The 24329-nt window shown below is 52.1% G+C and carries 19 protein-coding genes; 12 read left to right on the forward strand and 7 right to left on the reverse strand.

All coding sequences use genetic code 11. The annotated features are described in order from the left end of the window. Nucleotides 1-368: 368 nt before the first annotated feature. Nucleotides 369-815 (reverse strand): PaaI family thioesterase, encoded by a 447-nt coding sequence (locus tag DUE52_RS14470; protein WP_114406738.1) that lies wholly within the window; start codon nt 813-815, stop codon nt 369-371. Nucleotides 816-957: 142 nt separating this feature from the next. Between DUE52_RS14470 and DUE52_RS14475 the strand changes: the two genes are divergently transcribed. Together DUE52_RS14475 and DUE52_RS14480 are read left to right on the forward strand one after the other, a co-directional pair. After that, complete coding sequence (locus DUE52_RS14475; RefSeq protein WP_114406739.1) at nt 958-1752, forward strand: phosphosulfolactate synthase; 795 nt, start codon at nt 958-960, stop codon at nt 1750-1752. Between the two features lie 20 nt (nt 1753-1772). Further along, nucleotides 1773-2423: a DedA family protein gene (locus DUE52_RS14480; protein ID WP_114406740.1), complete on the forward strand. Its 651-nt coding sequence runs from the start codon at nt 1773-1775 to the stop codon at nt 2421-2423. Between the two features lie 363 nt (nt 2424-2786). Here the strand turns inward: DUE52_RS14480 and DUE52_RS14485 are convergent, their stop codons facing one another. The 6 genes from DUE52_RS14485 to DUE52_RS14510 all read right to left on the reverse strand — a co-directional run bounded on the left by DUE52_RS14485 (nt 2787) and on the right by DUE52_RS14510 (nt 9606). After that, nucleotides 2787-2981 carry a cold-shock protein gene (locus DUE52_RS14485; RefSeq protein ID WP_114406921.1) on the reverse strand — a complete coding sequence of 65 codons (195 nt, stop codon included), beginning with the start codon at nt 2979-2981 and terminating at the stop codon, nt 2787-2789. 173 nt (nt 2982-3154) lie between these two features. Continuing rightward, nucleotides 3155-4423 (reverse strand): NAD-dependent dihydropyrimidine dehydrogenase subunit PreA, encoded by a 1269-nt coding sequence (preA, locus tag DUE52_RS14490; RefSeq protein WP_114406741.1) that lies wholly within the window; start codon nt 4421-4423, stop codon nt 3155-3157. A 3-nt stretch (nt 4424-4426) separates the two neighbouring features. Further along, the gene (locus DUE52_RS14495) at nt 4427-5767 is read right to left on the reverse strand and encodes an NAD(P)-dependent oxidoreductase (RefSeq protein WP_114406742.1); all 1341 of its coding nucleotides are present in this window, start codon (nt 5765-5767) and stop codon (nt 4427-4429) included. Between the two features lie 86 nt (nt 5768-5853). Beyond that, on the reverse strand, nt 5854-6720 hold the full coding sequence (locus DUE52_RS14500; protein ID WP_170315694.1) for a nitrilase-related carbon-nitrogen hydrolase: 867 nt from the start codon (nt 6718-6720) through the stop codon (nt 5854-5856). Nucleotides 6721-6731: 11 nt separating this feature from the next. Next, entirely contained in the window at nt 6732-8114 is a 1383-nt protein-coding gene (hydA, locus tag DUE52_RS14505) for a dihydropyrimidinase (protein WP_114406743.1), read from the reverse strand. Next, the gene (locus DUE52_RS14510; protein ID WP_114406744.1) at nt 8098-9606 is read right to left on the reverse strand and encodes an NCS1 family nucleobase:cation symporter-1; all 1509 of its coding nucleotides are present in this window, start codon (nt 9604-9606) and stop codon (nt 8098-8100) included. Before DUE52_RS14510 ends, hydA begins: the two co-directional genes overlap by 17 nt. A gap of 200 nt (nt 9607-9806) precedes the next feature. Here DUE52_RS14510 and DUE52_RS14515 point away from each other — a divergent pair, with 200 nt between their 5' ends. From DUE52_RS14515 to DUE52_RS14560, 10 genes are all read left to right on the forward strand, one after another. Next, the gene (locus tag DUE52_RS14515) at nt 9807-10847 is read left to right on the forward strand and encodes a hypothetical protein (RefSeq protein WP_114406745.1); all 1041 of its coding nucleotides are present in this window, start codon (nt 9807-9809) and stop codon (nt 10845-10847) included. Nucleotides 10848-10995: 148 nt separating this feature from the next. Further along, nucleotides 10996-11634 (forward strand): GntR family transcriptional regulator, encoded by a 639-nt coding sequence (locus tag DUE52_RS14520; protein ID WP_114406746.1) that lies wholly within the window; start codon nt 10996-10998, stop codon nt 11632-11634. 561 nt (nt 11635-12195) lie between these two features. Next, nucleotides 12196-15372: a SusC/RagA family TonB-linked outer membrane protein gene (locus tag DUE52_RS14525; RefSeq protein ID WP_114406747.1), complete on the forward strand. Its 3177-nt coding sequence runs from the start codon at nt 12196-12198 to the stop codon at nt 15370-15372. A 27-nt stretch (nt 15373-15399) separates the two neighbouring features. Continuing rightward, the gene (locus DUE52_RS14530) at nt 15400-17178 is read left to right on the forward strand and encodes a RagB/SusD family nutrient uptake outer membrane protein (protein ID WP_114406748.1); all 1779 of its coding nucleotides are present in this window, start codon (nt 15400-15402) and stop codon (nt 17176-17178) included. A gap of 28 nt (nt 17179-17206) precedes the next feature. Next, a complete protein-coding gene (locus tag DUE52_RS14535; RefSeq protein ID WP_165840937.1) occupies nt 17207-18505 on the forward strand; it encodes a Gfo/Idh/MocA family protein in 1299 nt (432 codons plus the stop codon). Between the two features lie 124 nt (nt 18506-18629). Continuing rightward, complete coding sequence (locus tag DUE52_RS14540; protein WP_114406749.1) at nt 18630-19856, forward strand: Gfo/Idh/MocA family protein; 1227 nt, start codon at nt 18630-18632, stop codon at nt 19854-19856. Nucleotides 19857-20005: 149 nt separating this feature from the next. Beyond that, nucleotides 20006-21358: an aspartate aminotransferase family protein gene (locus DUE52_RS14545; protein ID WP_114406750.1), complete on the forward strand. Its 1353-nt coding sequence runs from the start codon at nt 20006-20008 to the stop codon at nt 21356-21358. A gap of 18 nt (nt 21359-21376) precedes the next feature. Then, nucleotides 21377-22555 (forward strand): galactonate dehydratase, encoded by a 1179-nt coding sequence (dgoD, locus tag DUE52_RS14550; protein WP_114406751.1) that lies wholly within the window; start codon nt 21377-21379, stop codon nt 22553-22555. A gap of 103 nt (nt 22556-22658) precedes the next feature. Beyond that, nucleotides 22659-23426 (forward strand): SDR family NAD(P)-dependent oxidoreductase, encoded by a 768-nt coding sequence (locus DUE52_RS14555; protein WP_114406752.1) that lies wholly within the window; start codon nt 22659-22661, stop codon nt 23424-23426. 11 nt (nt 23427-23437) lie between these two features. Continuing rightward, nucleotides 23438-24268, forward strand: a complete 831-nt coding sequence (locus tag DUE52_RS14560; protein WP_114406753.1) for a phytanoyl-CoA dioxygenase family protein — start codon at nt 23438-23440, stop codon at nt 24266-24268. The last annotated feature ends 61 nt before the right edge of the window (nt 24269-24329 follow it).

Below are 24329 nucleotides of genomic sequence, written 5' to 3' on the forward strand. Positions count from 1 at the left end.
TGCCGTCATGCATAAATGGATCCGGGTGGCCTTAGCCGTCTTACAATCGGGGAAGCCGTTTGATTCTCGACTAAACCTGCCAACCGAAGAAAATTTGGTTTCAAACTTGTAAAATTTGACAGTTCATGGGTACGCAATCACCTGCACCTGCCTGTTGCGTACCCAAAGGCACGCGGGAGGAACCGGGTAGTCTTTTCGTTACAAACATCCGTCCGCTACGCGGCCAACCACCCCTCATTCGCGTTATAGTATCAGAAAAAACCATTCTAAAGATCGTTCTAAGCCAATAGCCAAAGAGGGTAAAAAAAATGCATCCTTCGTACACTACTGATATCGAATACTGAATATCAAATATTGAGTAACGAAGTTTAATGCTTCACGGAGGTCTGAATCAAATTCGAAGACGCTTTGGCGATGATTTTGCCATCGGCCGCCGTGATCTGGCATTCGGCGTGAACGATGTTTTTGCCCGCCCGCACCACCTGTGTCCGGGCCGTGACGGTTTCGCCCAGCCGGGCGCTGTGCAGAAAATCGACGTTCAGATTCACCGACGTATAAAGATGTTCCCGGCCCAGGGCATAAACCGTCGCGCCAATCAGTTCGTCGATGATGGCCGAAGCGGCTCCGCCGTGCAGAATCCGCATCGGATTGGTCATGTCCTCCCGGACTTCGTATTCGACCGTTAGCGAACCTTCTTCGGCAGCCAGCAGCGTCCCGTTCAGCCAGCGACCGAGGGGCGAGGGGCTCTGGGACATGGCCTGGCCGATCATGGAGCGGAAGAATTGCAGCCGGGGGTTGGTTTCGGGAGTCGACATAAGCGGGACTATTTTTACAAAAATAGCATTTAACCAAGTAGAAAACGGTTTAATGAACTATATTCCGTGGATTTTCTTGGGAGGTAGCTGGACTTGTGTTACTTTTGGGCGTTTTTTGCGCTAACACGCTTTTCCCCTCAAAATGAATTATACGCTTTCCCACATTCCGGAACGGACCGTTAAACCCCGGCAGGACGGCCTGACGATGGTTATGGACAAGGGGCTTAGTATCAGACAGGTCGAAGATTTTTTATCCACATCGGCCGCCCACGTCGACATTGTAAAGTTAGGCTGGGCCACGTCATTCGTAACGCCCAATCTAAAAGACAAACTGCAGGTTTATAAAGATGCCGGTATTCCGGTTTATTTCGGCGGAACGCTTTTTGAAGCTTTCGTGATCCGGAACCAGTTCGATGATTACCGTCGGCTGCTCGACACCTTCGATTTGCAATATGCGGAGGTGTCGGATGGCTCCGTCGAGATGAACCAGGACGACAAATGCGAGTACATTCGTCAGTTGGCCACCCAGGTGACGGTTTTGTCGGAAGTAGGTTCAAAAGACGAAGCCAAGATCATCCCGCCCTACAAATGGATTCAGTTGATGCGGGCCGAACTGGAAGCAGGTGCCTGGAAAGTAATCGGTGAAGCCCGCGAAGGCGGCACCGTCGGCCTGTTTCGGGCCAGCGGGGAAGTTCGGCAGGGGCTGGTGGAAGAAATCCTGACGCAAATTCCGTCCGACCGAATCATCTGGGAAGCTCCCCAGAAAGAACAGCAGGTGTGGTTTGTGAAGCTGCTGGGTGCCAATGTCAATCTTGGCAATATTTCCCCCAATGAAGCCATTCCATTGGAAACCATTCGGTTAGGTCTTCGTGGGGATACCTTTTCTCATTTTCTGAACGGACTCGGGCTGAAAACTGGCCAGGAACCGTCGCATTAATCAACCAAGAAATCACACCTATGGAATTCCTTCAGTCGGTTCTCGACTTTTTTTTGCATTTGGACAAACACCTTGCCGACATCATCAATGAGTACGGCACGTTGACTTATGCGATTCTGTTTCTGATCATTTTCGTAGAAACCGGACTGATCGTTATGCCGCTGCTGCCGGGCGACTCGCTGCTGTTTGCTGCCGGAGCCCTCGCGGCTTCGACCGGTTCGCTGGACATGAAAATCATGATTCCGTTGCTGATTGTGGCGGCCTTGCTGGGTGACAATGTCAATTATTTCGTCGGTAAAGTCCTCGGTAATCAGATCAAAATGCGGGAACGAATTCTCTTCTTCAAGCGGGAATACATCACTGAAACCGAGAATTTTTACCAGAAACACGGCGGAAAAACCGTCATCATGGCCCGGTTTATTCCCATCGTTCGCACGATCGCGCCATTCGTCGCCGGTGCGGGAAGTATGAATTACGGCAAATACATTAGCTATTGTGTAGCCGGTGCCATTTTATGGGTCGTGGGTGTGAGTATGCTGGGGTATCTGTTTGGTAATCTGCCGATTATAAAAAATAACTTCGAGCTGGTCATTTTTGGTATCATCGGTTTGTCGATTGCACCGATTATTTTTCAATTCATTAAGTCGAAGATGGGCCGGGCAACGGCCTGAGGGCGACCCATCGTTTTTTGCATTAGATCGGCCATCCCGAAGGGATTATTGGGATTGATAATCCTTCTTCACCTACAACATGAATCATCCCTACGGGATTGGTGGATTCGATCATCCATCCCGTAGGGATGATTCATGTTGTCGCCCTTCGGTCCGAAAGGAAAGGAAAAGAATGGACATGCCGATTCGACCAACGTAAAAACTACGCTGAAAGCTATTGAAAACCGCTAAATGATTTCGGTGGGAGTGGACACAAAAAGATACGAAAGCAATGAATGCCCGTGTGCCACTTTGCTGGAAAGAAGAAGAGAAAGCCGGTTAGCCTTTAAAAATAATAATCCCTGAAAGCTAACCGGCCGTTGGTTACCGGGCCCGCTTAACGTTCGTTGCATTCAACCCTTTCGGGCCGCGCTCTACTTCGTAAGTGACTTTGTCTTGCTCCCGCAGTTGGTCCTGGCAGGCAGACACGTGAACGAAAATGTCTCCACTTGAGTCATCAGGTACAATAAACCCGAATCCTTTGTTCTCATTAAAAAACTTAACTGTACCCGTTGGCATGATTTTCAAGAATAAAAATTGAGTTGTAAAGTAACGGTTTCTTCCCGGTAGTTTTTACTCTGAGGGTAAAAAAATATGCGAAGAATGAAAAAAAAGCCTCAAAGACCGGTTTGGCGGGTTATTTGCGACAGCCATTGGATTATTTTTGGGCAGAATAGTCCCCTTTTTAGCCCTCAATGATCGTTCAGTGGGAGACCGCGCCGTTGAAATTCTTTCCAGTTTACATATTCATCACCCTTCCGTTGCTCCACCATCGTGATGCAATTGTCGACGGGGCAAACCAGTTTGCAGAGATTGCAGCCGACACATTCTTCCTCGATGATGGAATACGTATTGTACGGTTTGCCATAGGCCAGGTTAATCGACTGGTGGGACGTATCCTCGCAGGCAATGTAACAGAGCCCGCAGTGGATGCACTTATCGGGGTTTATTTTAGCGACGATGTGGTAGTTGATGTCGAGATCTTCCCAATGCGTAATGGTGGGGACTGATTTCCCGATCAACTCATCCAGGGTTTTGAAGCCTTTTTCGTCCATCCAGTTGCTGAGTCCTTCGCACAAGTCTTCGATGATCCGAAAACCGTGTTTCATCACCGCCGTGCAGACCTGCACCGTCGTAGCCCCCAGCAACAGAAACTCGGCGGCATCTTTCCAGGTGCTGATGCCGCCAATGCCCGAAACCGGCACCCGCGACGTGATGGGGTCCTGGCTGATGGTGGTGAGCATCTTCAACGCAATCGGTTTGATGGCCGGGCCGCAATAGCCGCCAAAAACAGATTGCCCCGCGACGTACGGATTGGGCACCAGCGTGTCGAGGTCGACACCGGTGATCGATTGAATGGTATTGATCAACGAGAGCCCGTTCGTGCCGCCCTCCACCGACGCCTGGCCTGACGGCACCACCGAATGGACGTTGGGTGTCAGTTTGGTAATCACCGGAATCGTGGCTTTTTCCATCACCCATTCCACCACCATCCGGGCAATTTCGGGGTCCTGCCCAACAGCCGCGCCCATGCCGCGTTCGTTCATGCCGTGCGGACAACCAAAATTAAGCTCCAGGCCGTGTGCGCCCGTATCTTCTACCTGCCCAATCAGCTCGTGCCATTTTTCGCGGCTGTTGTCGGCCATGAGCGAAACCACCATTGCCCGGTCGGGAAACAGTCGCACGCATTCCGCAATTTCGCGGAGGTTGATGGCTAGCGGCCGGTCCGAAATCAGCTCGATGTTGTTGAAACCCATCATCCGGCTGCCGTTGTAATCGACGGAAGAATAGCGTGACGACACGTTTTTGATCTGGCTGCCCAGTGTCTTCCACACCACGCCACCCCAGCCGGCTTCAAACGCCCGCAGCACATTGTATTTTTTATCCGTCGGTGGGGCGCTCGCCAGCCAATACGGATTGGGCGATTTGATGCCGAGGAAATTTGCCGATAAATCCGCCATGGGTTAACTATTTAGGTATTCTAAAATCGCTTTGGCACCGTCTTTCCCGGCCTGAACCGCGTCGACGACCTCTTTTCCACCATTGACGCAGTCACCGCCCGCAAAAACACCCCGGAGGTTGGTGGCACACGCGTCGTTGATGGTAATTTTGCCTTTCCAGTTCTCCAGGTGATTATCGTTGACCAACGCTTCAAATGGCATTTGTCCGGCGGCTTTGATCACCATATCAATGTCCAGCGTCATCGTTTCACCGGTTTCTACGGTCGACCGGCGGCCACTGGCGTCGGGTTCACCCAGGTGCATCAGGCTGCAAATCAGTTGGGTAACCCGGCCGTTTTCGCCGATAATTTCCTGCGGAGCGGCCAGCCAGATGATTCGGCAACCATCCAGTTTGGCCAGATTCAGTTCGGTTTCCGTGCAGGGCATTTCGGCCTGTGTTCGGCGGTAGATGATGGTTACTTCGCTGGCTCCCAGTCGTTTCGCCTGCGTCGCGGCATCGATGGCCGTCATGCCCAACCCAATCACGGCCACTTTATCACCCACCGGCACGGCTGGATACCCATTGGTCCGGATGTCGTAAATAAACCGGATCGCATCTTCGACACCGATGAGGTTTTCGCCGGGAATGTCCAGTTGCCGGGCCAGCCCAACGCCAATGCCCAGATAAACCGCATCGTAGGTTTGCTGTAAGTCGGCCAGCGAGACGGTTTTACCCAGTTCGGCATTATAGTTAATCGCAATTCCGCCCAGTGAGGTAATGAAATTGACCTCATCCTCGCAGAACTGGGGAGTTACTTTATAAGCCGCAATGCCGTACGTCATCAGTCCCCCGCCTTTGCTTTCTTTTTCGTAAACCGTTACGTCAATGCCTTCGCGACTCAGTACGTGGGCGCAGCTCAAACCCGCCGGACCCGCACCGACCACGGCGACTTTCTTAGTTGTAGACGGTTTTCGCTGAAACAGCGGCCACTTTTCCGCAATGGCTTTTTCGGTGGAAAACCGCTGGAGTTTGGCAATTGGAATGGGCGGTTCGTCCATCAGATTATAGACGCACGATCCCTCACATAACTTCTCGACCGGGCAAACTTTTGAGCAGCCACCCCCCAGAATGTTGGCACTGAGAATGGTATGGGCCGATCCTTTGGGATTATCGGTTGTAATCTGCCGGATAAATTTCGGAATATCGATACTTGTCGGACAGCTTTTAATGCAGGGGGCATCGTAACAAAACAGACAGCGGTTGGCTTCCACCAAAGCCGCATCGCGTGTTTCGAACGGCGGATGAATGTCGCTGAAATTCTCCCCGTATTGTTCTGCCGTTAAGCGATTATTGACGATTGACATGTTTTTTAATGATGGATTATGAATGATGAACGATGAATTTTACGCGTCAGCCATTCATCGTTCATCATTCATAATCTATCATTTCGTTAAAGTTCAACCAATTTGTTGTACGTCTCCGGTCGTCGGTCGCGGAAGAACTGCCAGACGCTGCGGACTTCTTCGATCAGATCGAGGTCAAAATCGGCGATCAGGAGTTCGTCTTGATCTTCTGAAGCCGTCGCGAAGATTTGCCCGCGCGGATCGACGAAATATGACGAGCCGTAAAACCGGCCGAGATTCCACGGTTTTTCTTCGCCGACCCGGTTGATACAGCCCATGAAATAGCCGTTGGCAGCCGCGTGGGCGGGTTGTTCGAGCTTCCAGAGATATTGAGAAAGACCGGCCACCGTTGCCGAAGGATTGTATACAATTTCTGCGCCATTTAATCCCAGACACCGGGCACCATCGGGGAAATGACGGTCGTAGCAAATGTAAACGCCCACTTTTGCGTAGCGGGTCTGAAAAACCGGATAGCCCAGATTGCCCGGTTTAAAGAAGAATTTCTCCCAAAAACCGGAGGTATGCGGAATGTGGTTCTTGCGGTATTTGCCCAGATATGTTCCATCCGCGTCGATCACTGCCGCCGTGTTGTACAAGACACCGGCCTGCTCTTTTTCGAAGATGGGAACGATCATCACCATGCTGTATTTTTTGGCGTATTCCGCCATTTGGTCGATGGTCGGCCCCGGAATGGTTTCCGCCGATTTATACCATTCCCGGTCCTGTCCCGGACAGAAATAGGGCGTATTGAAGATTTCCTGAAGACACAAAATCTGGACCTCTTTCTGCCCGGCTTCATCAATCAGCGGCAGGTGTTTTTGCACCATCGCTTCTTTAATTTCCGCAATCGTGCCTTCGCCTTCCGTCAGCGGCAGACTCATCTGGATCAATCCCGATCGGATCATTCGTGGCATAATGGTGTGGGTTAAATCGTTCCGCTGACTTTATTTCGTTTGATAAATTTTCCGTACCCTTTTTCAACCAGACAATTTCCCTGGTCAATAGCCACTTTTCCACGCAGCAGGACGGTTTTCACTTTTCCGGTTATTTCCCAGCCTTCATACGCTGAATAATCGACATGCATATGGTGCGTTTTTGCCGAAATGGTATGCTTTTCCGTAGGATTGAAAAGGACGAGATCGGCGTCACTTCCAACGGCAATCGTGCCTTTTTTCGGAAAAAGTCCGAAGATTTTGGCCGGATTGGTGCAGGCCACTTCAACGTATTTATTCAGCGTAATTTTTCCGGTATGAACTCCCTCGCTGTAGAGTAATTCCATCCGGTTTTCGATGGCGGGATGGCCGTTGGGAATTTTTGAAAAGTCGTCTTTGCCCATCAATTTCTGCTCCCATCGAAACGGGCAATGATCCGTCGCCACGACCTGCACCAGCCCCTGATTGATACCGGCCCAGAGCGTCGTCTGGTCTTTTTTCTCCCGCAGGGGCGGACTCATCACCCACTTGGCACCCTCAAAATCATCCTCATAGAGCGACGCGTCCAGAATGAGGTACTGAATGCAGGTTTCCACAAACAGTTTCTGGTTCCGGCGGGTGGCATTCCGAACGGAGTTCAGCGCGCCCTCGCAGGTCAGGTGGACGATGTAGGCGGGGCAACCGGTGTAGTCGGCCATGTCGGCAAAGCGGCCGCTGGCTTCGGCTTCGGTCATTTCCGGCTGCGAAAGGTAGTGGTAGAGCGGGGCGAGTTTGCCTTCCGCCCGGTGTTTGGCCACGAGGTAGTCGATGACGTCGCCGTTGGTAGCATGAACCGTTACCATACCGCCCTGTTTTTTCACTTCCTGCATCAGGGCCACCATCTGCCGGTCGTCGATCATGAGTGCCCCTTTGTAGGCCATGAAGGTTTTGAACGAGGTAACGCCTTCATTTTCAATCATCTCCTTGATTTCGGCGCGGGTGTTTTCGTTGAAATCTGTGACGGCCATGTGGAAACTGTAGTCGCCCACGGCGGTTCCGCGTGCTCTCGAATTCCAGTCGGCCAGGGCTTCTTTCAGGGAGTGTCCCTGTTTTTGCAGAACAAAATCGATGACGGTTGTGGTGCCGCCGTGGAGTGCCGCCCGGGTTCCGGTTTCGTGGGTGTCGCTCGAAAACGTGCCCATGAATGGCATGTCCAGGTGAACGTGCGGGTCGATGCCGCCGGGGAAAACCAGCAGATCGGTGGCATCGATGGTTTCGTCGGCCGAAAACGGCAGGTCTTTTCCGATGGCGCGAATGGTTTCACCTTCCACCAGAATATCAGCGACATACGCGTCGGTCGCCGTGATAATCCGTCCGTTTTTAATCAAAAGCGACATGCGGTAGTTCGTTAGAAGGGAGAGGTTGGTACGAGCGCATCATAGCCAGATAAACCAGACCGCTGACCAGAAAACCGACAAACCAGGCGTAATTGTACAGGTGCGAAATCCAGGCCGGAACGCTGTCGGCCGGAATCAGTTGGATCGTGGTCAGGAAACCGGGTACGTTGGGCAGAATTCCCAGCAGTAAAGCGACCAGAGCCGCCGGATTAAAACCGTTTTTAAAGCTGTATATACCGGTAGCATTGTACAATTCAGAAGTGATTAACTGCTGTTTCCGGACAAAGAAATAATCCGCGATCATAATGCCGCCAACCGGCCCAAGCAGACTCGAATAACCAACCAGCCAGGTGAAAATATAGCCGCTCGGATCGGCAATGAGTTTCCACGGAAAAATCAGAATCCCGATGACGCCGGTGATGTAACCACCCGTTCGGAAGTTGATTTTGGCGGGGGCCAGGTTCGCAAAATCGTTGGCGGGACTTACCATGTTGGCGGCAATGTTGGTGGCCAGGGTCGAAATCGCCACCGCAATCATGGCCAGACTAACGATGAGTTTGTTCTCGAATTTTCCGGCCAGTACGAGCGGGTCCCAGATCGTGGTGCCGTAAATAATCGTCGTAGCCGAGGTGACCACTACGCCGATGAACGAGAACAGCGTCATGGACGGCGGCAGTCCGATAATCTGCCCTTTGATCTGCGCCTTCTGGCTCTTGGCGTAGCGGGTAAAGTCGGGAATATTCAGCGACAGCGTGGCCCAGAAACCGACCATGCCGGTTAAAGCCGGGAAGAAAAACGCGAAGAAATCGGCGGTATTGACAAATTTGGAAGGCTGTTCCAGAATAGGCCCTAACCCGTTTCCGGCCGAAATCGCCCAGAACAACAACGCCAAAGCAGCCACGGGAAGAAAGAACGCTTTGAAGACGAGCAGCTTTTTGATGCTTTCGACGCCGAGGTAAATAACGTACATATTGAGCAGCCAGAACAGAAAGAAGCAGATCGCGGGGCCGGTTTGGAGTCCGAAGGAGGCCGGAAAAACCGGGGGCAGGGTTTCCAGGGCCGGCATCCAGAGTCGGAACATCTGGTAGAGCGCAAAACCGCCGATCCACGTTTGAATGCCGAACCAGCCACAGGCTACGATGGCGCGGAGCAGGGCCGGGATGTTGGCTCCGCTGGTGCCGAAACTGGCACGCGCCAGCACCGGGAACGGAATTCCGTATTTAGCACCCGCGTGTCCGTTTAATACCATCGGAACCAGCACGATGGTATTGCCCAGGAAAATGGTCAGAATGGCCTGCCACCAGTTCATGCCGCCTTCTATGAGTGAGCTGGCGAGCATATACGTTGGAATGCATAAGCTCATGCTGATCCACAGGGCTGCATAATTCCAGGTCGTCCAGGTGCGTTTGTCCACCGGAATGGGGGCAAGGTCTTCGCTGTAGAGCGTGGAAGCAGGAAGTGGATGTTGACTTTCTCCGGTACGACTTTGCATAAACAATCAGCAGGTTTGGAATAGACAATTTCCCGGTGAATCGGAATGGGTAAGGTAGAAATAAAGCCCCGGATTATCAACTACCGTTTAATCACCTGATAGCGTGGTTATCAGACGAACCTATTCATTTAACAAACCTTAACTTGGAGAAGGCTGGAGGCTCCTTTTATCTTTGCCAGCTTATAAAATTCGACCTGGCCTTGAACCATCTTCTTCCTTTTCTTCTGGTTGCCCTGCTGACCAGTCCGGCTTTTTGCCAACCCACGCAACGCTCGCTGGGTAATTACACGGTTTTTACCATTCCTTTCAAGGGCGATTCCATCACGTTTGCCGTTGTGGCTAAAAAGCGAGAACTGAACAAACGGAAGCCCATTTTTCTCTTTCGGCAGGGGTCTTTACCCATTCCGCTGTTTACGATCAATCCGAAGACGAACCGACCGGCTTTGACGGAACTGCCCCGGACCTGTTACGAATACGAAGCGGACTATTACAGCATCATGATTGCCAAACCCGGTATTCCGCTGGTCGTTGACGACGCGTATCTGGATACCTTGTTCAGCAGCCGGTCTGCGCCCAAAACCGGGATGTATCCGGAGGCCTATCAGTCACGTAATTATCTTGACTATTACGTCGATCAGACGAACGCGGTGCTGCGGTTTGTGCTCAGTCAGTCCTGGGCCGATCCGAAACGGGTGGTGGTCGCCGGTGGTTCGGAAGGCTATCATGTGGCCATTAAAACCGCTTATACCAACCCGCAGGTAACGCATCTAATTGGCTTTTCGGGCAATCTGGAGGGTCGTTTTCAATCCATTTTGCGCACCGAACGAATGAAAGGTTATACGGGAGAATACACGCAGGAAGAAGCGCAGCGCCGGGTCGAAGCCCTGCAAAACGAATGGGGGGGCCTTTGCCGGGATTCCCTGAACACCAACGCTGTGGAAGGCGATCCCAACCGGACCATGTACTCGTTTTCCCACGGCCACAACCCGGATTTTTTGCTGGCCTTGACCATCCCGATCTGCATTCTGTATGGCACCGCCGATGTGGGGGCTACTTCCAATGATGTTTTACCGCTGGAGTTTGCCCGTCGGGGTAAGACCAACCTGACGCTCCGGGCTTATCCGAACCACGACCATACGTTCCACAAGCTAACCTACGATTCCGGTGGCAAGGTTATTGACAAATTCTACAACGGGGCCGCGGTTGAAAAAGATTATTTTGAGTGGTTAAGCCAGCATTGAGGTATTGAAGAGAACCTTCCATTGCCGTTATCCTGCTATCAAGGCCTTTCTTTTACCTTGTTTGCGGCTCTCAAATTATTAATTAACTTTACAATAAATGTATTTTTGTTTACTTTAGAGTACCGATCTCGTTTACATTGAAAATCGAATGAAAGAAGATTCACTGGCCAATAAAGCGTATACTGAACTAAGAAGAAAAATCCTGTCTAACCAGCTTGTATCCGGAATGCGGCTCAAAGAAGATGTTTGGGCTGGCAAACTGGAAGTAAACCGCATGGCGATTCGGGAAGCACTCACCCGGCTTTTGGGCGAGCAGTTGGTGGTTCTGGGCGAGAAAGGCGGCTTTTTTGTGAAGTCTCTCATTGCTGCCGACATTCAGCAGATTCGGGAGTTGCGGGAAATTCTGGAGTTGGGCGCAATCCGGTTGGCCATCCAGAAGATAGACCAGCAACACATCGACGAACTGGAACGAATTTGCGAGGATTTTACCTCCATGATTCAGCGCGGTTATTTCGGCGGGGCCTGCGAAGCCGACGTGAAATTCCACGAAACCTTAATCGATAGTGCCGACAACGAAAAACTCCGGAATCTGTACCAATCCGGTAATATTCCCCTTTTTCATCAGAAATTAGGACAAGCCCAGACCCACATGGACGACTACGAGCTCACGGACATGGAACACCGGCAGATTCTGAAAGCCCTCAAAGAAAAAGACCTCAAACTCGCCGAAGAAACGCTCACCCGACACCTCATCCGCGGTGAAGTCGCTACACTGGACCTCGATTGAGGTCTATTTTTTTGTTCCTCTTTCTTCCTGATTGTCCCTTCCTCCCCCGAATCCGACTGCCTCGTTTTGCCAATAATCGCTCCCTTTTAGCATTTCTGCCCTTTCTGTAGCCCTTATTGTAAACTTCTGCCACTGAACGCTCCGCTTCGGAAAAAGCAGCGTGTCGATCCGGCAGTTCTACACAATTCGTATAAACTGAAAAAAAAGAATAGAATATTTTTTTGTTAACAAATTGACTATATATTTGTAAGCATAATTAAGGTATTTAATACCTCGGCTCGTTTCCTGACTGAGTTCTAATAAACCGAATGCACGTTTCTTTTATGTTCTGCCCTGATTGGATGAAGGTGAACTACCAGAGCATAAGAGCCAGTTAAAGCCATCGACTTTACACCAAGCCTGGATCATCTGATGCGGGATTTGTTTACGATTCTCTTTTCGAAGTAAGTCTGTATCCATTATTCAGTTCCTGAAAAAGGGCCTGAGCTAGTGAGTTTCCCCGCGTACGATTGCTAAGTAGTGAGTCAAGACCTCTTAATCAACCTCAAAACGTATTGGTGTATGAAAAGAAGAAAGTTTTACCAGATAGGGCCGTGCTTTGTCCTGCTGTTTGCCCTTTTCCTCAGTACACACGGGCAGTTGTCCGCTCAGGACGCCCGGGAAATCCAGGGAACAGTCGTGGACAATAATGGTCAGGCGACCTTGCCCGGCGTTAACGTCGTTATCAAAGGAACAAGCCGGGGAACGGCCACGGGTGCCAACGGGCAGTTTACCATCAGCGCCAAGCCGAGCGACGTCCTGATTTTTTCGTTTATCGGCTACGTGACCAAAGAGGTTACGGTGAATTCGCAAACTACTATTAATGTTAGTTTAACGTCTGATTTGCAGTTGCTTAATGAGGTAGTCGTTACTGGATATTCGAGCCAGCGGAAGAAAGACATCACGGGTTCGGTGGCGGTGGTCGATATGAAAGCCGTGAAATCGTTTCCGGCGGGTTCGGCGGTTCAGGCGCTGCAGGGACAGGCTGCCGGGGTCAATGTGATCACGTCGGGGGTTCCGGGTGCGAGCAGCAACATCTTTGTTCGGGGCGTCACGTCCTTCGGCAATACGCAGCCGCTGGTGCTGGTTGACGGGATTCAGGCCGATCTGAACAACATCAGCGCCGACGATGTCGAGTCGATTCAGGTGTTGAAGGACGCCGGTGCGGCCGCTATTTACGGGGTTCGGGGTTCCAACGGGGTGTTGATCGTAACCACGAAAAAGGGCAAATCCGGTAAGCCCACCATCACGTACGATGCCTATTACGGGATGCAGATGCCCTTACCAGGCAATCCCTTCGACCTGTTGAACTCCCAGGATTTTATGAAAGTGGTGAACATTGCCACACCCAATAATATCCTTTTTGCTAACGGAATGCCGGATTATTTGTATGCAGGACCGGGCGTTGCCGGGGTTGCCAAAGCTGGGGATCCGGCCGTTGATCCAACCAGATACAGTTACGACCCGATCAATACCGCCAATAATTATCTGATTCAGCAAGTCAATAAAACCGGTACCAACTGGTTTCAGGAACTCTTTAAACCCGCACCCATGACGAGTCATAACCTGACCGCCAGTGGAGGGACCGATAAGTCCAATTATTTGCTTTCGCTGGGCTATATCAACCAGCAGGGAACCCTGATTGAAACGTACATGAAACGCTATTCGGCGCGGGTCAATACGGCTTTTAAAGTGGGGAAAAATATCAGGATCGGGCAGAATGCCAACGTATTTTACCGGGACAGCCCCGGTTTTGGAAATCAGTCCGAATTTGGTACGCTCTCGGCGGTTTATAAAATGATGCCCATCATCCCGGTTTACGACATTAAAGGGAATTACGGAGGTACATTTGCCGGGCCGGGACTGGGAAGTAACCAGAACCCGGTAGCCATGCAGAAACGGAACATTAACAACCGTTCCAATTCCTGGAATATCGTCGGCAATGCGTATGCCGAAGTAGATTTTCTGAAAAATTTTACAGCCCGTACGAGCTTTGGTGCGACGATCGATAACAACTACGGTCAGAGTTTTAATTTTACACAATACGAGAATAAACAGGGCAACAGCAGTCCGAACAGTTATTCGGAGAATGCCAGTTTTAACAGCACACTAACGTGGACCAACACGCTGAAGTACGAAACCCAGCTTGGCAAACATTCGATTCAGGCGTTAGTCGGTTCAGAAGCCATTAAAAGCTCCGGTCGGGGTGTTGGCGGAAGTTCGCAGCGGTTTTTCTCCACGAATTATGACTACCTGATTCTGGGGAATGGAACCACGGGCGTTACCAACTTCAGCAATGCCTACATCAACAGCCTGTTTTCAATTTTCGGCCGGGTCGATTACGCCTACAACGACAAGTATCTGATTGGTGCCACCATTCGCCGGGACGGTTCTTCGCGCTTTGGTAGCGAAAAACGGTATGGGGTCTTTCCATCCGTTTCGCTGGGCTGGCGGGTGTCTAACGAAGGCTTCATGAAGGACATAAGCTGGCTGAGTGACCTGAAAATCAGGGGAAGTTACGGTATTCTGGGTTCTCAGAACAACGTGGCACCCGAAAATGCCTTCAGCTTATACGGTGGCGGTTATGGCACGGCGTATTACGACATCGCCGGAACCAGCAATACTGTTCAACAAGGATTTATCCAAACCCGGATCGGCAATCCGAATGCGGGCTGGGAGGAAAACATCGTCTCCAACCTGGGCTTTGACGCCAGTCTGTTCAACAACAAACTGGACGTTTCGGTCGAATATTACAAGAAATCCATCAATGGCTTGTTGTTCACGCAGCCGCTGCCGGCCACGGTTGGTGGTGCAACAGCGCCCGTGGTTAATATTGGCGATATCCAAAACAAGGGGGTCGACGCGTCATTGACCTACCGCGGGACGATTGCCAACGCGCTACAGTTTTCGGTTGGGGCCAACATCACCTCGTATAAAAACATGGTGGTCGATATTCCGAATCCGGGCTATTTCGAGGTGTCGAGTTTGCAGGGTATGGGCAATCTGGTTCGGAATCAGGAGGGGCAGGCCGTCAGTTCTTTCTTCGGCTATGACGTTCTGGGTTTGTTCAATTCGGCGAGCGAAGTGTCTGAATCACCCGCGCAAAGTGGTGCCGCTCCCGGCCGTTTTAAATACCGGGATGTCAACGGTGATGGCGTCATTACGCCCGCCGATCGCACCTTTCTGGGTAGCCCGAATCCGGATTTTACGTACGGAATCAACCTGGGCTTAAATTACAAAGGATTTGATCTATCCACTATTTTTTACGGATCACAGGGCAATGAAATTGTTAATACCATTCGGTCTTATACCCATTTTTATGCCGGTTATATCGGAAATAAAAGCAACGTATTGCTGAATGCGTGGACCCCGCAGAATACCAATACAACGGTTCCCATCATCGAAACCGGTACATCGTTAAGCACATCCGGCGCGTTGAATTCTTACTTTGTGGAGGACGGTTCTTACCTGCGGATGCGGTCGTTAATCCTCGGCTATACGCTGAAACCAACGCTTTTACAAAAAGCGGGCATTGGTAAACTGAGGGTCTATGCGCAGGCGGCTAACCTGTTTACGATTACCAAATATACCGGACTCGATCCGGAATTAGGCGGCAGTAGTTCGGCTTTTGGGGTCGACTTTGGGAATTACCCGAACAACCAGCGGAATTTTCTTTTCGGCGTCAATCTATCCTTTTAAAACACCTCCTGTTAAAAAATAGAAATCATGAAAAGAAGTTATCTAAAACCGATTTTAACAGGCTGTCTGGTATCGCTTTTGTCGTTGTCAGCCTGTACGGAAGAGTATCTGGAAAAACAACCCATTGGTTCGATCAGTGCAAGTACCCTGGCGAATAAGTCGGGCATTAAAGGGGTTCTGATCGGAGCCTACTCACTGCTCGACGGCGTAGGCGCCACGGGCGGAAGTTTCTGGAGCAGCCCGACGGTTTTGTCGAGTATGGCGTCCGACGATGCGCACGTGGGAACGGAACCGAACGGTTTGCTGGCTTCCTACGAAGCCTATACCCACGATCCGACTAGTTCGTCGACCAACGAACGCTGGCAGTTTTTGTATGCCGCCGTTCAGCGAACCAACGATGTCCTGCGTTTACTACCCAAGGTTACCGAACTAACGGCCGACGAAGCTGCTCAAACCAAGGCCGAAGCCATCTTTCTGCGGGGCGTTTATCATTTTGAAGCGGCCAAACTGTGGCGGAATGTACCCTTCGTAGATGAGTCGATTGGCTATGATGCCGGGAATTACAACGTTTCGAATACCGACCCGATCTGGCCCAAAATTGAAGCGGATTTTAAATACGCGGCTGATAATTTGACACCGACCAAATCCGACGTTGGGCGGGCCAACAAGTGGGCGGCCAAAGCTTTTCTGGCGAAGGTTTACATGTTCCAGCAGAAATTCACGGAAGCCAAACCGTTGCTGGCCGAAATTATCAGCAGTGGCGTAACTGCCAACGGGAAAAAATATGCGCTGGCGGAACAGTATTTCGATAATTTCAGAACCGACAAAAAGCATGGACCCGAAGCGGTTTTTACCGTTCAGATGTCGGTTTACGACGGTGCGAATGGTTCCAACGGGAATGCCGCCGATATGTATAACGGCCCGTTTGGCGGCCCGCCGTCGTGTTGCTACGGCTGGTTGCAGCCTTCATTCGACCTGGTGAATGCCTACCAGACCGATGCCAACGGATTGCCGTTGATCGATTCGTACAATAAAAACCTGGTTACCAACGACCAGGGGCTGCAATCGTCGGCACCATTTACACCCTACGCCGGAACGCTGGACGCCCGGCTGGACTGGGTGGTGGGTCGCCGGGGCATACCGTATCTGGACTGGGGCATTCATCCGGGCATGGCCTGGATTCGGCAGCAGAATACCGGTGGGCCGTATAGCGTCATCAAGAACATTGCCTGGCAGGCCCGCATCGCCACCGATCGCGAAAATGCGAACACCAACAACCCCTATAGCCTGATTCGTTTTGCGGATGTATTGCTCTGGGCGGCTGAGGTCGAAGTGGAAATCGGGAGTCTGGCACAGGCGGAAGCCTACGTCAACCAGATTCGGGCGCGGGCGGCCAATCCGGCCGGTTTTGTAAAGAAATACATCGACAATGCGGCCCCGTTGAAAGGATTTACCAACGAACCGGCAGCGAACTACAAGGTGGGACTCTATACCGGGCAGTTCGTTCAGAAAGGCAAGGAGTTTGCCCGGGAAGCCGTCCGGTTTGAACGGAAACTCGAACTGGCGCTCGAACACCACCGGTTTTTCGATCTGCAACGCTATGACAACGGCACGGGGTATATGGCGACGCTTTTGAACAACTACCTGAAGTACGAAGCGGCCGTTCCGAAGTACTTTAACCAGGATTATATGAAAGGCGCTTTTTTCACGAAAGGAAAGAACGAACTTTATCCCATTCCGCAGGCTCAGATTGATTTGAGCACAACAGAAGGGAAGCCGACACTCAAACAAAATCCGGGGTATTAATTTCTGATTTATTCTGACTATTTCCGCTATGACTAACTCCAACAGCAACCCGCAGGCTTCGTCCGGAGAATCGGACGGGACGCCACTGAACCCAAAGGAAACCAGTCCTTTCAACCGCCGTTCGTTTCTGCAATCGCTTGGGCTGGGTGTTACCGCCCTGGGCGTTCTGCCCGGCTGTTCGACCGGAAAACAACCCGCACAGGCCGCTGCCGGAAAACCGGCTATTCAAGGCTTTGAGCGGACGCAGGAAACCGCCAGCGCGGCCAAAAAGTGGGTGCCGGTTTCGGACCGCAAAATCCGGGTCGGCATTGTCGGCTACGGGCTCTGTAAATTCGGGGCGGAGTTTGGTTTCCAGAACCATCCCAACGTCGAGATTGTGGCCGTGAGCGATCTGTTCCCCGATCGTTGCGCCCAATTGGCAAAAGCCTGTAAGTGTTCGAAAACGTATCCGTCACTCGAAGAAATGGTGAAAGACGATACGATCGAAGCGGTTTTTATCGCCACCGACGCGCCGAGCCACGCCAAACACGCGATCCTGGCGCTTCAGCACGGCAAACACGTGGCCACGGCGGTTCCGGCGGTTTTCGGATCACTGGAAGATGCCGACCGGCTGTATGAAGCCGTGAAAGCCAGCGGTAAAAAATACATGATGTTTGAAACGTCCTGTTTTCACGAGGATCTGTATGCCATGCGCCAGATTTATAACGCGGGCGGTTTGGGCAAACTCGTTTATTCGGAAGGGGAATATTATCACTACATGGACGATCCGCTGCCGTCCTACAAGGAATGGCGCGTTGGCCTGCCTCCGCAGTATTACCCGACGCATTCCAACGCCTATTATGTGGGCGTCACCAACGGCAGTTTTACCGAAGTTTCCTGCCTGGGTATGCCGAGTATTTCCAAGCAAATGCAACCCGGCAGCAACCGGTACAACAACCCGTTTGGCTCCGAAATCGCGATGTTCCGCACGAGCGAAGGCGGTTCGTCGCGGATGGCCGTGAGCTGGGACACGCCCGGCGACCACGGCGAACGGGGCCGTGTTCGCGGACAGAAAGGGTCGTTTTACGGCAAATATGAAGGACTGGAGAAAAACCTGCCCGATCTGATTCGGCCTGCTTTGCCCCCCGGTGTTGAATCGGGCGGTCACGGTGGCTCGCACGGACGGCTGACGGACGAATTTCTGACGGCTATTTTGCAGGATCGTCACCCGCTCGTCAACATCGTCATGGCGCTGAACCTGACGGTTTCGGGCATTGTCGCCCACCAGTCGGCCCTGAAAAACGGCGAGACGCTGAAGATTCCGCAGTATAAATTGTGGAATGTGTAAAGTTTGACTAATCCTAACCCTTAACGCCCCGTTCCCCTGAAGGGGACTTTCAGATCCGGATGTTTCGACGTCCAAGTCCCCTTCAGGGGATTTAGGGGCTTTATTAAGATTTGACTTCCACAGTATGAATAAGAAAGCAATAAATCAATCACTTAATCGTCGCGACTTTCTGAGTATCGCCGGAACTACGGCAGCCGCGCTGTCGGTGTCTTCCCGGTTTGCCTTCGCGGGCCCTTTGTCAGCGGATCGGAAAGTACGGATTGGCATTGTCGGCGGCCGTTTTGGCCTCGGTTTTTATTTCCACGAACATCCGAATTGTACCGTCGAAGCCGTCAGCGACCTGCGCCCCGACCGTCGGGATGCGCTGATGAAGACGTACAAGTGTACGAAAAGATACGAATCGCTCGACAAACTGCTGCAGGACCCCAAAATTGAAGCGGTTTTTCTGGCCACGCCCGCACCCGATCACGCCAATCACGTGCTGGCGTCACTGAAAGCCGGGAAACACGTTCTCTGCGCCGTTCCGGCGGCTTTGAACCTGGAAGATTGCGCCAAATTGAAGGATGCCGTCAAGAAATCCGGACTGACCTACATGATGGCCGAAACCAGTGCCTTCATGCAGAGCACGATTTCGGTTCGAAAAATGTACAAAGCCGGGGAGTTTGGAACGCTCTTCAGTGCGGCTGCCGAATACAATCACCCCGGTCTGGAGGTTCTTTATTTTGAAAATGGAAAACCGACCTGGCGCCACGGCTTGCCGCCCATGTTGTATCCGACGCACTGCACGTCGTTTTTGATTTCGGTCACGGGCGAACGCCTGACGCACGTCAGCGGCATGGGTTGGGGCGACAACAGCCCGGTTTTGAAAGGAAATCCCTATAAAAATCCGTTCTGGAACGAAACCGCCTTTTTCAAAACCAATAAGAATACGCCGTTTCGGGTGGAAGTGAACTGGCGCGGGGCGTTGCGGAATGTGGAGCGGGGCGAATGGCGGGGCGAGAAAATGAGCTTTTTCATGCCTCAGGCCGAACCCGGCGAATCGATCATCGTGCGGTCGGATGCCAAAGAAGGGCTGGATCACGGCGGGTTTCAGGTGGCTAAAAACACCACCGAGACGTTTAAACAGCCAAAGTGGTGGGAAACCGACATGCTACCGGCCCCCATGCGGCACGACAGCGGTCACGGCGGTTCGCACACGTTCATCACCCACGAGTTCATCGACGCCATCGTCAACAACCGTCAGCCGTTGGTCAACATTCACGAAGCGCTGGCCTACACCGCGCCCGGAATCGTCGCCCACCAATCGGCTCTGAAAGATGGCGAATATTTGAAAATCCCGAGTTTCGATTAATAGTTTACGGTATTCGGTGCGGTTCCCCGCCGGGACTGACGCAAGTTTTCCTGAACGCGTCAGCCCACCGTAGCGACGGCCCGGCGTAAACTGTAAACCAAATACCGTAAACCGAAAACAAACATCAACTGTATCAACCTGAATTAACAATGAACAAGTGGCCGAAATCGCAGGAAATTCTCAAAACCAATGAGCAGTGGATACCCGGTGGGGTCGTATCGCTCAACCGGAAATCGGATCCCAATATCTGCTTTACAAAAGGATCAGGTAGCCGGGTGTGGGATATTGAAGGAAATGAATACATTGATTATCAGGCTGGTTTTGCGGCTACGTTCCTCGGCCACAATGATCCTGACATCAACGAAGCCGTTCGGCAGGCGCTGGGCGAACAGACGGTTTTGATGGGCGCGGGACCGACCGATCTGGAAGGGCAGTTTGCGGAGTTGTTCTGCAACAGCGTGCCTTCCGTCGAAAGTCTCCAGATCACGTCCACCGGTTCCGAAGCTACCTATCACGCCATGCGCATCGCCCGGGCCGTCACGGGCCGCGATCACGTCATCGTGATTCAGGGCGGTTACAATGGCTGGCACAACGACGTAGCCTGCAACGTCATCAGCAGCCTCGCCGATGTGGGGCCGCGCGTCAGTCCCGGTGAGTATCCGTTCGATGCGCTTTCGGCGGGGATTCCGGAGGTTCATAAATCACTGGTCCACATCATTAACTACAACGACCTCGACTCCATCCGTTACGTGTTGAAGCGGCACCCGGTAGCCTGTCTGATTATTGAACCCATCCTGCAGAATGTCGGCATCGTCAAACCGCAACCCGGTTATCTGGAAGGACTGCGGCAACTGGCCAACGAGGCCGGTTTTCTGCTCATTTTTGACGAAGTAAAAACCGGTTTCCGCCACGCCATCGGCGGTTACCAGAGCATTTGTGGCATACAACCGGATTTGAGTACGTTTGGAAAAGCCGTTGCCAATGGCTATCCGCTGGGCGTCATCGGTGGAAAAAAAGAATACCTGGACTATTTTGTTCATCCCGACAAAGCCAAACGGGTGCTCATTGCGGGGACGTATAACGCTTTTCCGCTGACCACCGTGGCCGCCATTGCTACCCTCAAAAAACTGCTTTCGCCGGTGCATAGCGTCTACGAACACGTCAATATGCTCGGTCAGATGCTGGAAGACGGTTTGAACACGATCTTCGCATCGACGGGTCGGCCTTTCCACCTGGCCCGGCAGGGTTCGGCCTACTGTCTGTATTTTATGGATCACGCGCCCGTTGATTTTCACGATATTGCCGAGCACCATGATTTCGTGCTGGATAAAACCTACCGCGTGAAACTGATTGAGAAAGGTGTTTTCAACTTTCCCTTGCCGATCAAACAGGGCAGCATTTCGTTTGCCCACACGGTTCAGGATATTGAGGAAACCCTGGAAAGAACCGAGGATGTCGTCAACCACCTGTTCAAAAAAACGCTGTCCACCCAAATCGCCTGATTAACAGTACCGAATAAAATGAAGATTACGGCCATTGAAACACAGGTTTGCCATGCCCGAATGCGGAATTGGATTTTTGTGAAAGTGATTACCGATCAACCCGGTTTGTGGGGGTGGGGCGAAGCGACGCTCGAATGGCATACGCGCTCGGTGGTGGGGGCGATTGAAGACCTGTCGCAACTGCTGATCGGCGAAGATCCCCGGCGCATCGAACACCTCTGGCAGATGATGTACCGCCAGCATTTCTGGCACGGCAACGGCATTGTGCGCGGCACGGCGATTAGCGGCATCGACATTGCGTTGTGGGATATTCTCGGCAAAATCCACGGGGTTCCATGTCATGAACTCTGGGGTGGCCGCGTTCGGGACTACATCCGGCTGTATTGCCACCTGGGGGGCGGAAAAATGGAAGATTTCTACCAGACCAAACCCGACGATGCCAACCGGTTTGGCGAGCTGGCGCAGCAGGCCGTGGCCGACGGTTTTACGGCGTTCAAGTCGATGGCCGTTCCCGAAACGATGTCGCTGGAAGGCTTGAAACCCGTTCATTACGCCGAAGCCTGTGTGAAAGCGATGCGCGAAGCCGTCGGTAGCGAAATCGACATCATGGTCGATTGCCACGCCCGCCCGTCTCCGCGCATGGGTATGCAGTTTGCCAAAGCCCTGGAACCGTATGGCTTATACTTTTTCGAAGAACCGTGCTGGCCCGAAACGATGGACGACATTGCGCTGATTCAACGCGCCGTCAAAACACCGATTGCCAGTGGTGAACGGCTGATTGGCGTTCATGCGTTTCGCGAAATGCTCGAAAAACGGGCCGTTAGCGTCATTCAACCCGATATTACGCACTGCGGAGGACTGAGCGAAGTGCGCCGGATTGCGGCCCTGGCCGAAGCCTACCGGGTTTCCGTAGCCCCGCACAATCCACAGGGTCCGGTCAGCACCGCAGCCTCGATTGAATTCGGCTTTTCCACACCATCCTACATCATTTGCGAAAGTGTCCACAACGACGTTCCCTGGCGGGTCGATGTGGTCAGCGAAGGGTTCACCGTTCAGGAAAAAGGCCGGATTGTCTTTCCGAATCAGCGTCCGGGGCTGGGCATCGAAATCGACGAAGACGAAGTGAAAAAACATCCGTTCCAACAGGAAGTGCTGCAGCGAACTTTCTACAAAGACGGCAGTGTGGGCGATTGGTAATTAACCCCTAAATCCCCTGAAGGGGACTTTACGCATTCGGATATTTCAGTGTCCAAGTCCCCTTCAGGGGATTTAGGGGCAAAAGAATAAAACCATACGGATAGTGGACAAAGTATTTGCAAACCGAACCGTCCTGATCAGTGGCGGACTGGGCGACATTGGCCGGGCGACCGCACTGGAATTTGCCCGAAACGGGGCCTCCATTGCCATCGGCGACATCGCTCCTCCGACGAAGGCGGAAGCTTTTCTGGCCGAACTAAAGCTATATGACGTAGCCAGCCACTACACGCAGGTCGATGTAACGGACGCTGGTGCCGTGCAGAACTGGGTGCTGGCGGTCGAACATACGCTCGGGGTGGCGGATATCATCATTGCGAATGCCGCCACGGTTACGCCAGCCGGTATTCACGAGATCACGGCGGAGCAGTGGGCCAACGAACTCAACATTAATCTGAATGGAGCTTTTTACCTAACCCAAAGTGCCACCGCCCGGTTGCTGGCCCACCAGCTTCCGGGGCGGGTGGTGTTCGTTGGCAGTTGGGCCGCCCACGCGGTGCATCCGCACATTCCGGCCTACTGCGTTTCCAAAGCTGGTCTCCGGATGCTCTGCCAGTGTCTGGCGCTGGAACTGGCTCCGCACCAGATTCTGGTAAACGAAATCGCGCCCGGTTACGTCAATGCCGGTTTGAGTGCGCGGTTTTGGGAAGAGGACCCGGCGTCGAGCGAGGTGGCCCGGAATCAGGTTCCGGTAAAAAAACTGATCAGTGCCGAAGCGGTTGCCAGACAGATCGTTCAGCTTTGCCACCCGGATAATGAGCACATGACGGGCAGCACATTGCTGATGGATGGCGGACTTTCCTTATTGACTTAAACTCTACGACTATGGCCTTTAGATTGACCGACGAACAGGTTGACGCTTATCAGGAAAATGGCTATTTGATCATTCCCGGTTTTTTAAACGCCGACGAAGTGGCGAAACTCTATCGGGTTGCGATGGAAGACGAAGCGATCCGTAAAAACAGTTTTGACCTGGATGATAAAGCCGGTAAAAAAACGAAACTGGCCTTGTGGTTTACGCCCGGAAATGATGTGTATGGCTTGCTGACCCGCAGCGAACGCATGGTTGATTCCGTACATAAACTGCTGGATGGAAAGGCACCGGTTTGCCATTTTCATTCCAAACTGATGCAGAAGGAACCGAAGGTCGGTGGTGCCTGGGAATGGCACCAGGATTACGGCTACTGGTACAAGAACGGTTATTTATTTCCGGATCAGATGATTTCGGTGATGGTGGCCGTGACGGAAGCGACGAAAGAAAACGGCTGTTTGCAGGTTATTAAAAAGTCGCACAAAATGGGCCGGGTCGAACACGGTTTTTCCGGCGAACAGGTCGGAGCTTCCATGCAATATGTGGAGTTCGCCTTGCAAACAATGGAACTGGTGTATGTCGAATTAAAACCGGGTGATCTGCTCTTTTTTCACAGCAATATTCTCCACCGATCGGAAGCGAATCTGTCCGATACCGCCCGCTGGTCGCTCATTTCGGCTTATAACCGGCAAACCAATCCGCCCTACATCACCGAAACGCCTTCCAGCATTACGCCTTTGCAAACGGTGCCGGACGATGCTTTACTTCTCCACGATGATGCGTCCGGTATTCTCGAAAATACGACGCAATTTCTGAGCGTAGAAAGTGCCAAGGCGAAAAAGTAATAGGTCTATTTTGGAGAAAAACGGCGAAAACCATAGACGATAAACCATAAACCAGACACTA

It is taken from the genome of Larkinella punicea (assembly GCF_003334855.1).
GTDB classification, from domain to species: domain Bacteria; phylum Bacteroidota; class Bacteroidia; order Cytophagales; family Spirosomataceae; genus Larkinella; species Larkinella punicea.

Excerpts from the sequence above, each read along its gene's own strand:
- DUE52_RS14470 (WP_114406738.1), bottom strand. The coding sequence starts at position 815 with ATGTCGACTCCCGAAACCAACCCCCGGCTGCAATTCTTCCGCTCCATG.
- DUE52_RS14475 (WP_114406739.1), top strand. The coding sequence starts at position 958 with ATGAATTATACGCTTTCCCACATTCCGGAACGGACCGTTAAACCCCGG.
- DUE52_RS14480 (WP_114406740.1), top strand. The coding sequence starts at position 1,773 with ATGGAATTCCTTCAGTCGGTTCTCGACTTTTTTTTGCATTTGGACAAA.
- DUE52_RS14485 (WP_114406921.1), bottom strand. The coding sequence starts at position 2,981 with ATGCCAACGGGTACAGTTAAGTTTTTTAATGAGAACAAAGGATTCGGG.
- preA (WP_114406741.1), bottom strand. The coding sequence starts at position 4,423 with ATGGCGGATTTATCGGCAAATTTCCTCGGCATCAAATCGCCCAATCCG.
- DUE52_RS14495 (WP_114406742.1), bottom strand. The coding sequence starts at position 5,767 with ATGTCAATCGTCAATAATCGCTTAACGGCAGAACAATACGGGGAGAAT.
- DUE52_RS14500 (WP_170315694.1), bottom strand. The coding sequence starts at position 6,720 with ATGCCACGAATGATCCGATCGGGATTGATCCAGATGAGTCTGCCGCTG.
- hydA (WP_114406743.1), bottom strand. The coding sequence starts at position 8,114 with ATGTCGCTTTTGATTAAAAACGGACGGATTATCACGGCGACCGACGCG.
- DUE52_RS14510 (WP_114406744.1), bottom strand. The coding sequence starts at position 9,606 with ATGCAAAGTCGTACCGGAGAAAGTCAACATCCACTTCCTGCTTCCACG.
- DUE52_RS14520 (WP_114406746.1), top strand. The coding sequence starts at position 10,996 with ATGAAAGAAGATTCACTGGCCAATAAAGCGTATACTGAACTAAGAAGA.
- DUE52_RS14525 (WP_114406747.1), top strand. The coding sequence starts at position 12,196 with ATGAAAAGAAGAAAGTTTTACCAGATAGGGCCGTGCTTTGTCCTGCTG.
- DUE52_RS14530 (WP_114406748.1), top strand. The coding sequence starts at position 15,400 with ATGAAAAGAAGTTATCTAAAACCGATTTTAACAGGCTGTCTGGTATCG.
- DUE52_RS14535 (WP_165840937.1), top strand. The coding sequence starts at position 17,207 with ATGACTAACTCCAACAGCAACCCGCAGGCTTCGTCCGGAGAATCGGAC.
- DUE52_RS14540 (WP_114406749.1), top strand. The coding sequence starts at position 18,630 with ATGAATAAGAAAGCAATAAATCAATCACTTAATCGTCGCGACTTTCTG.
- DUE52_RS14545 (WP_114406750.1), top strand. The coding sequence starts at position 20,006 with ATGAACAAGTGGCCGAAATCGCAGGAAATTCTCAAAACCAATGAGCAG.
- dgoD (WP_114406751.1), top strand. The coding sequence starts at position 21,377 with ATGAAGATTACGGCCATTGAAACACAGGTTTGCCATGCCCGAATGCGG.
- DUE52_RS14560 (WP_114406753.1), top strand. The coding sequence starts at position 23,438 with ATGGCCTTTAGATTGACCGACGAACAGGTTGACGCTTATCAGGAAAAT.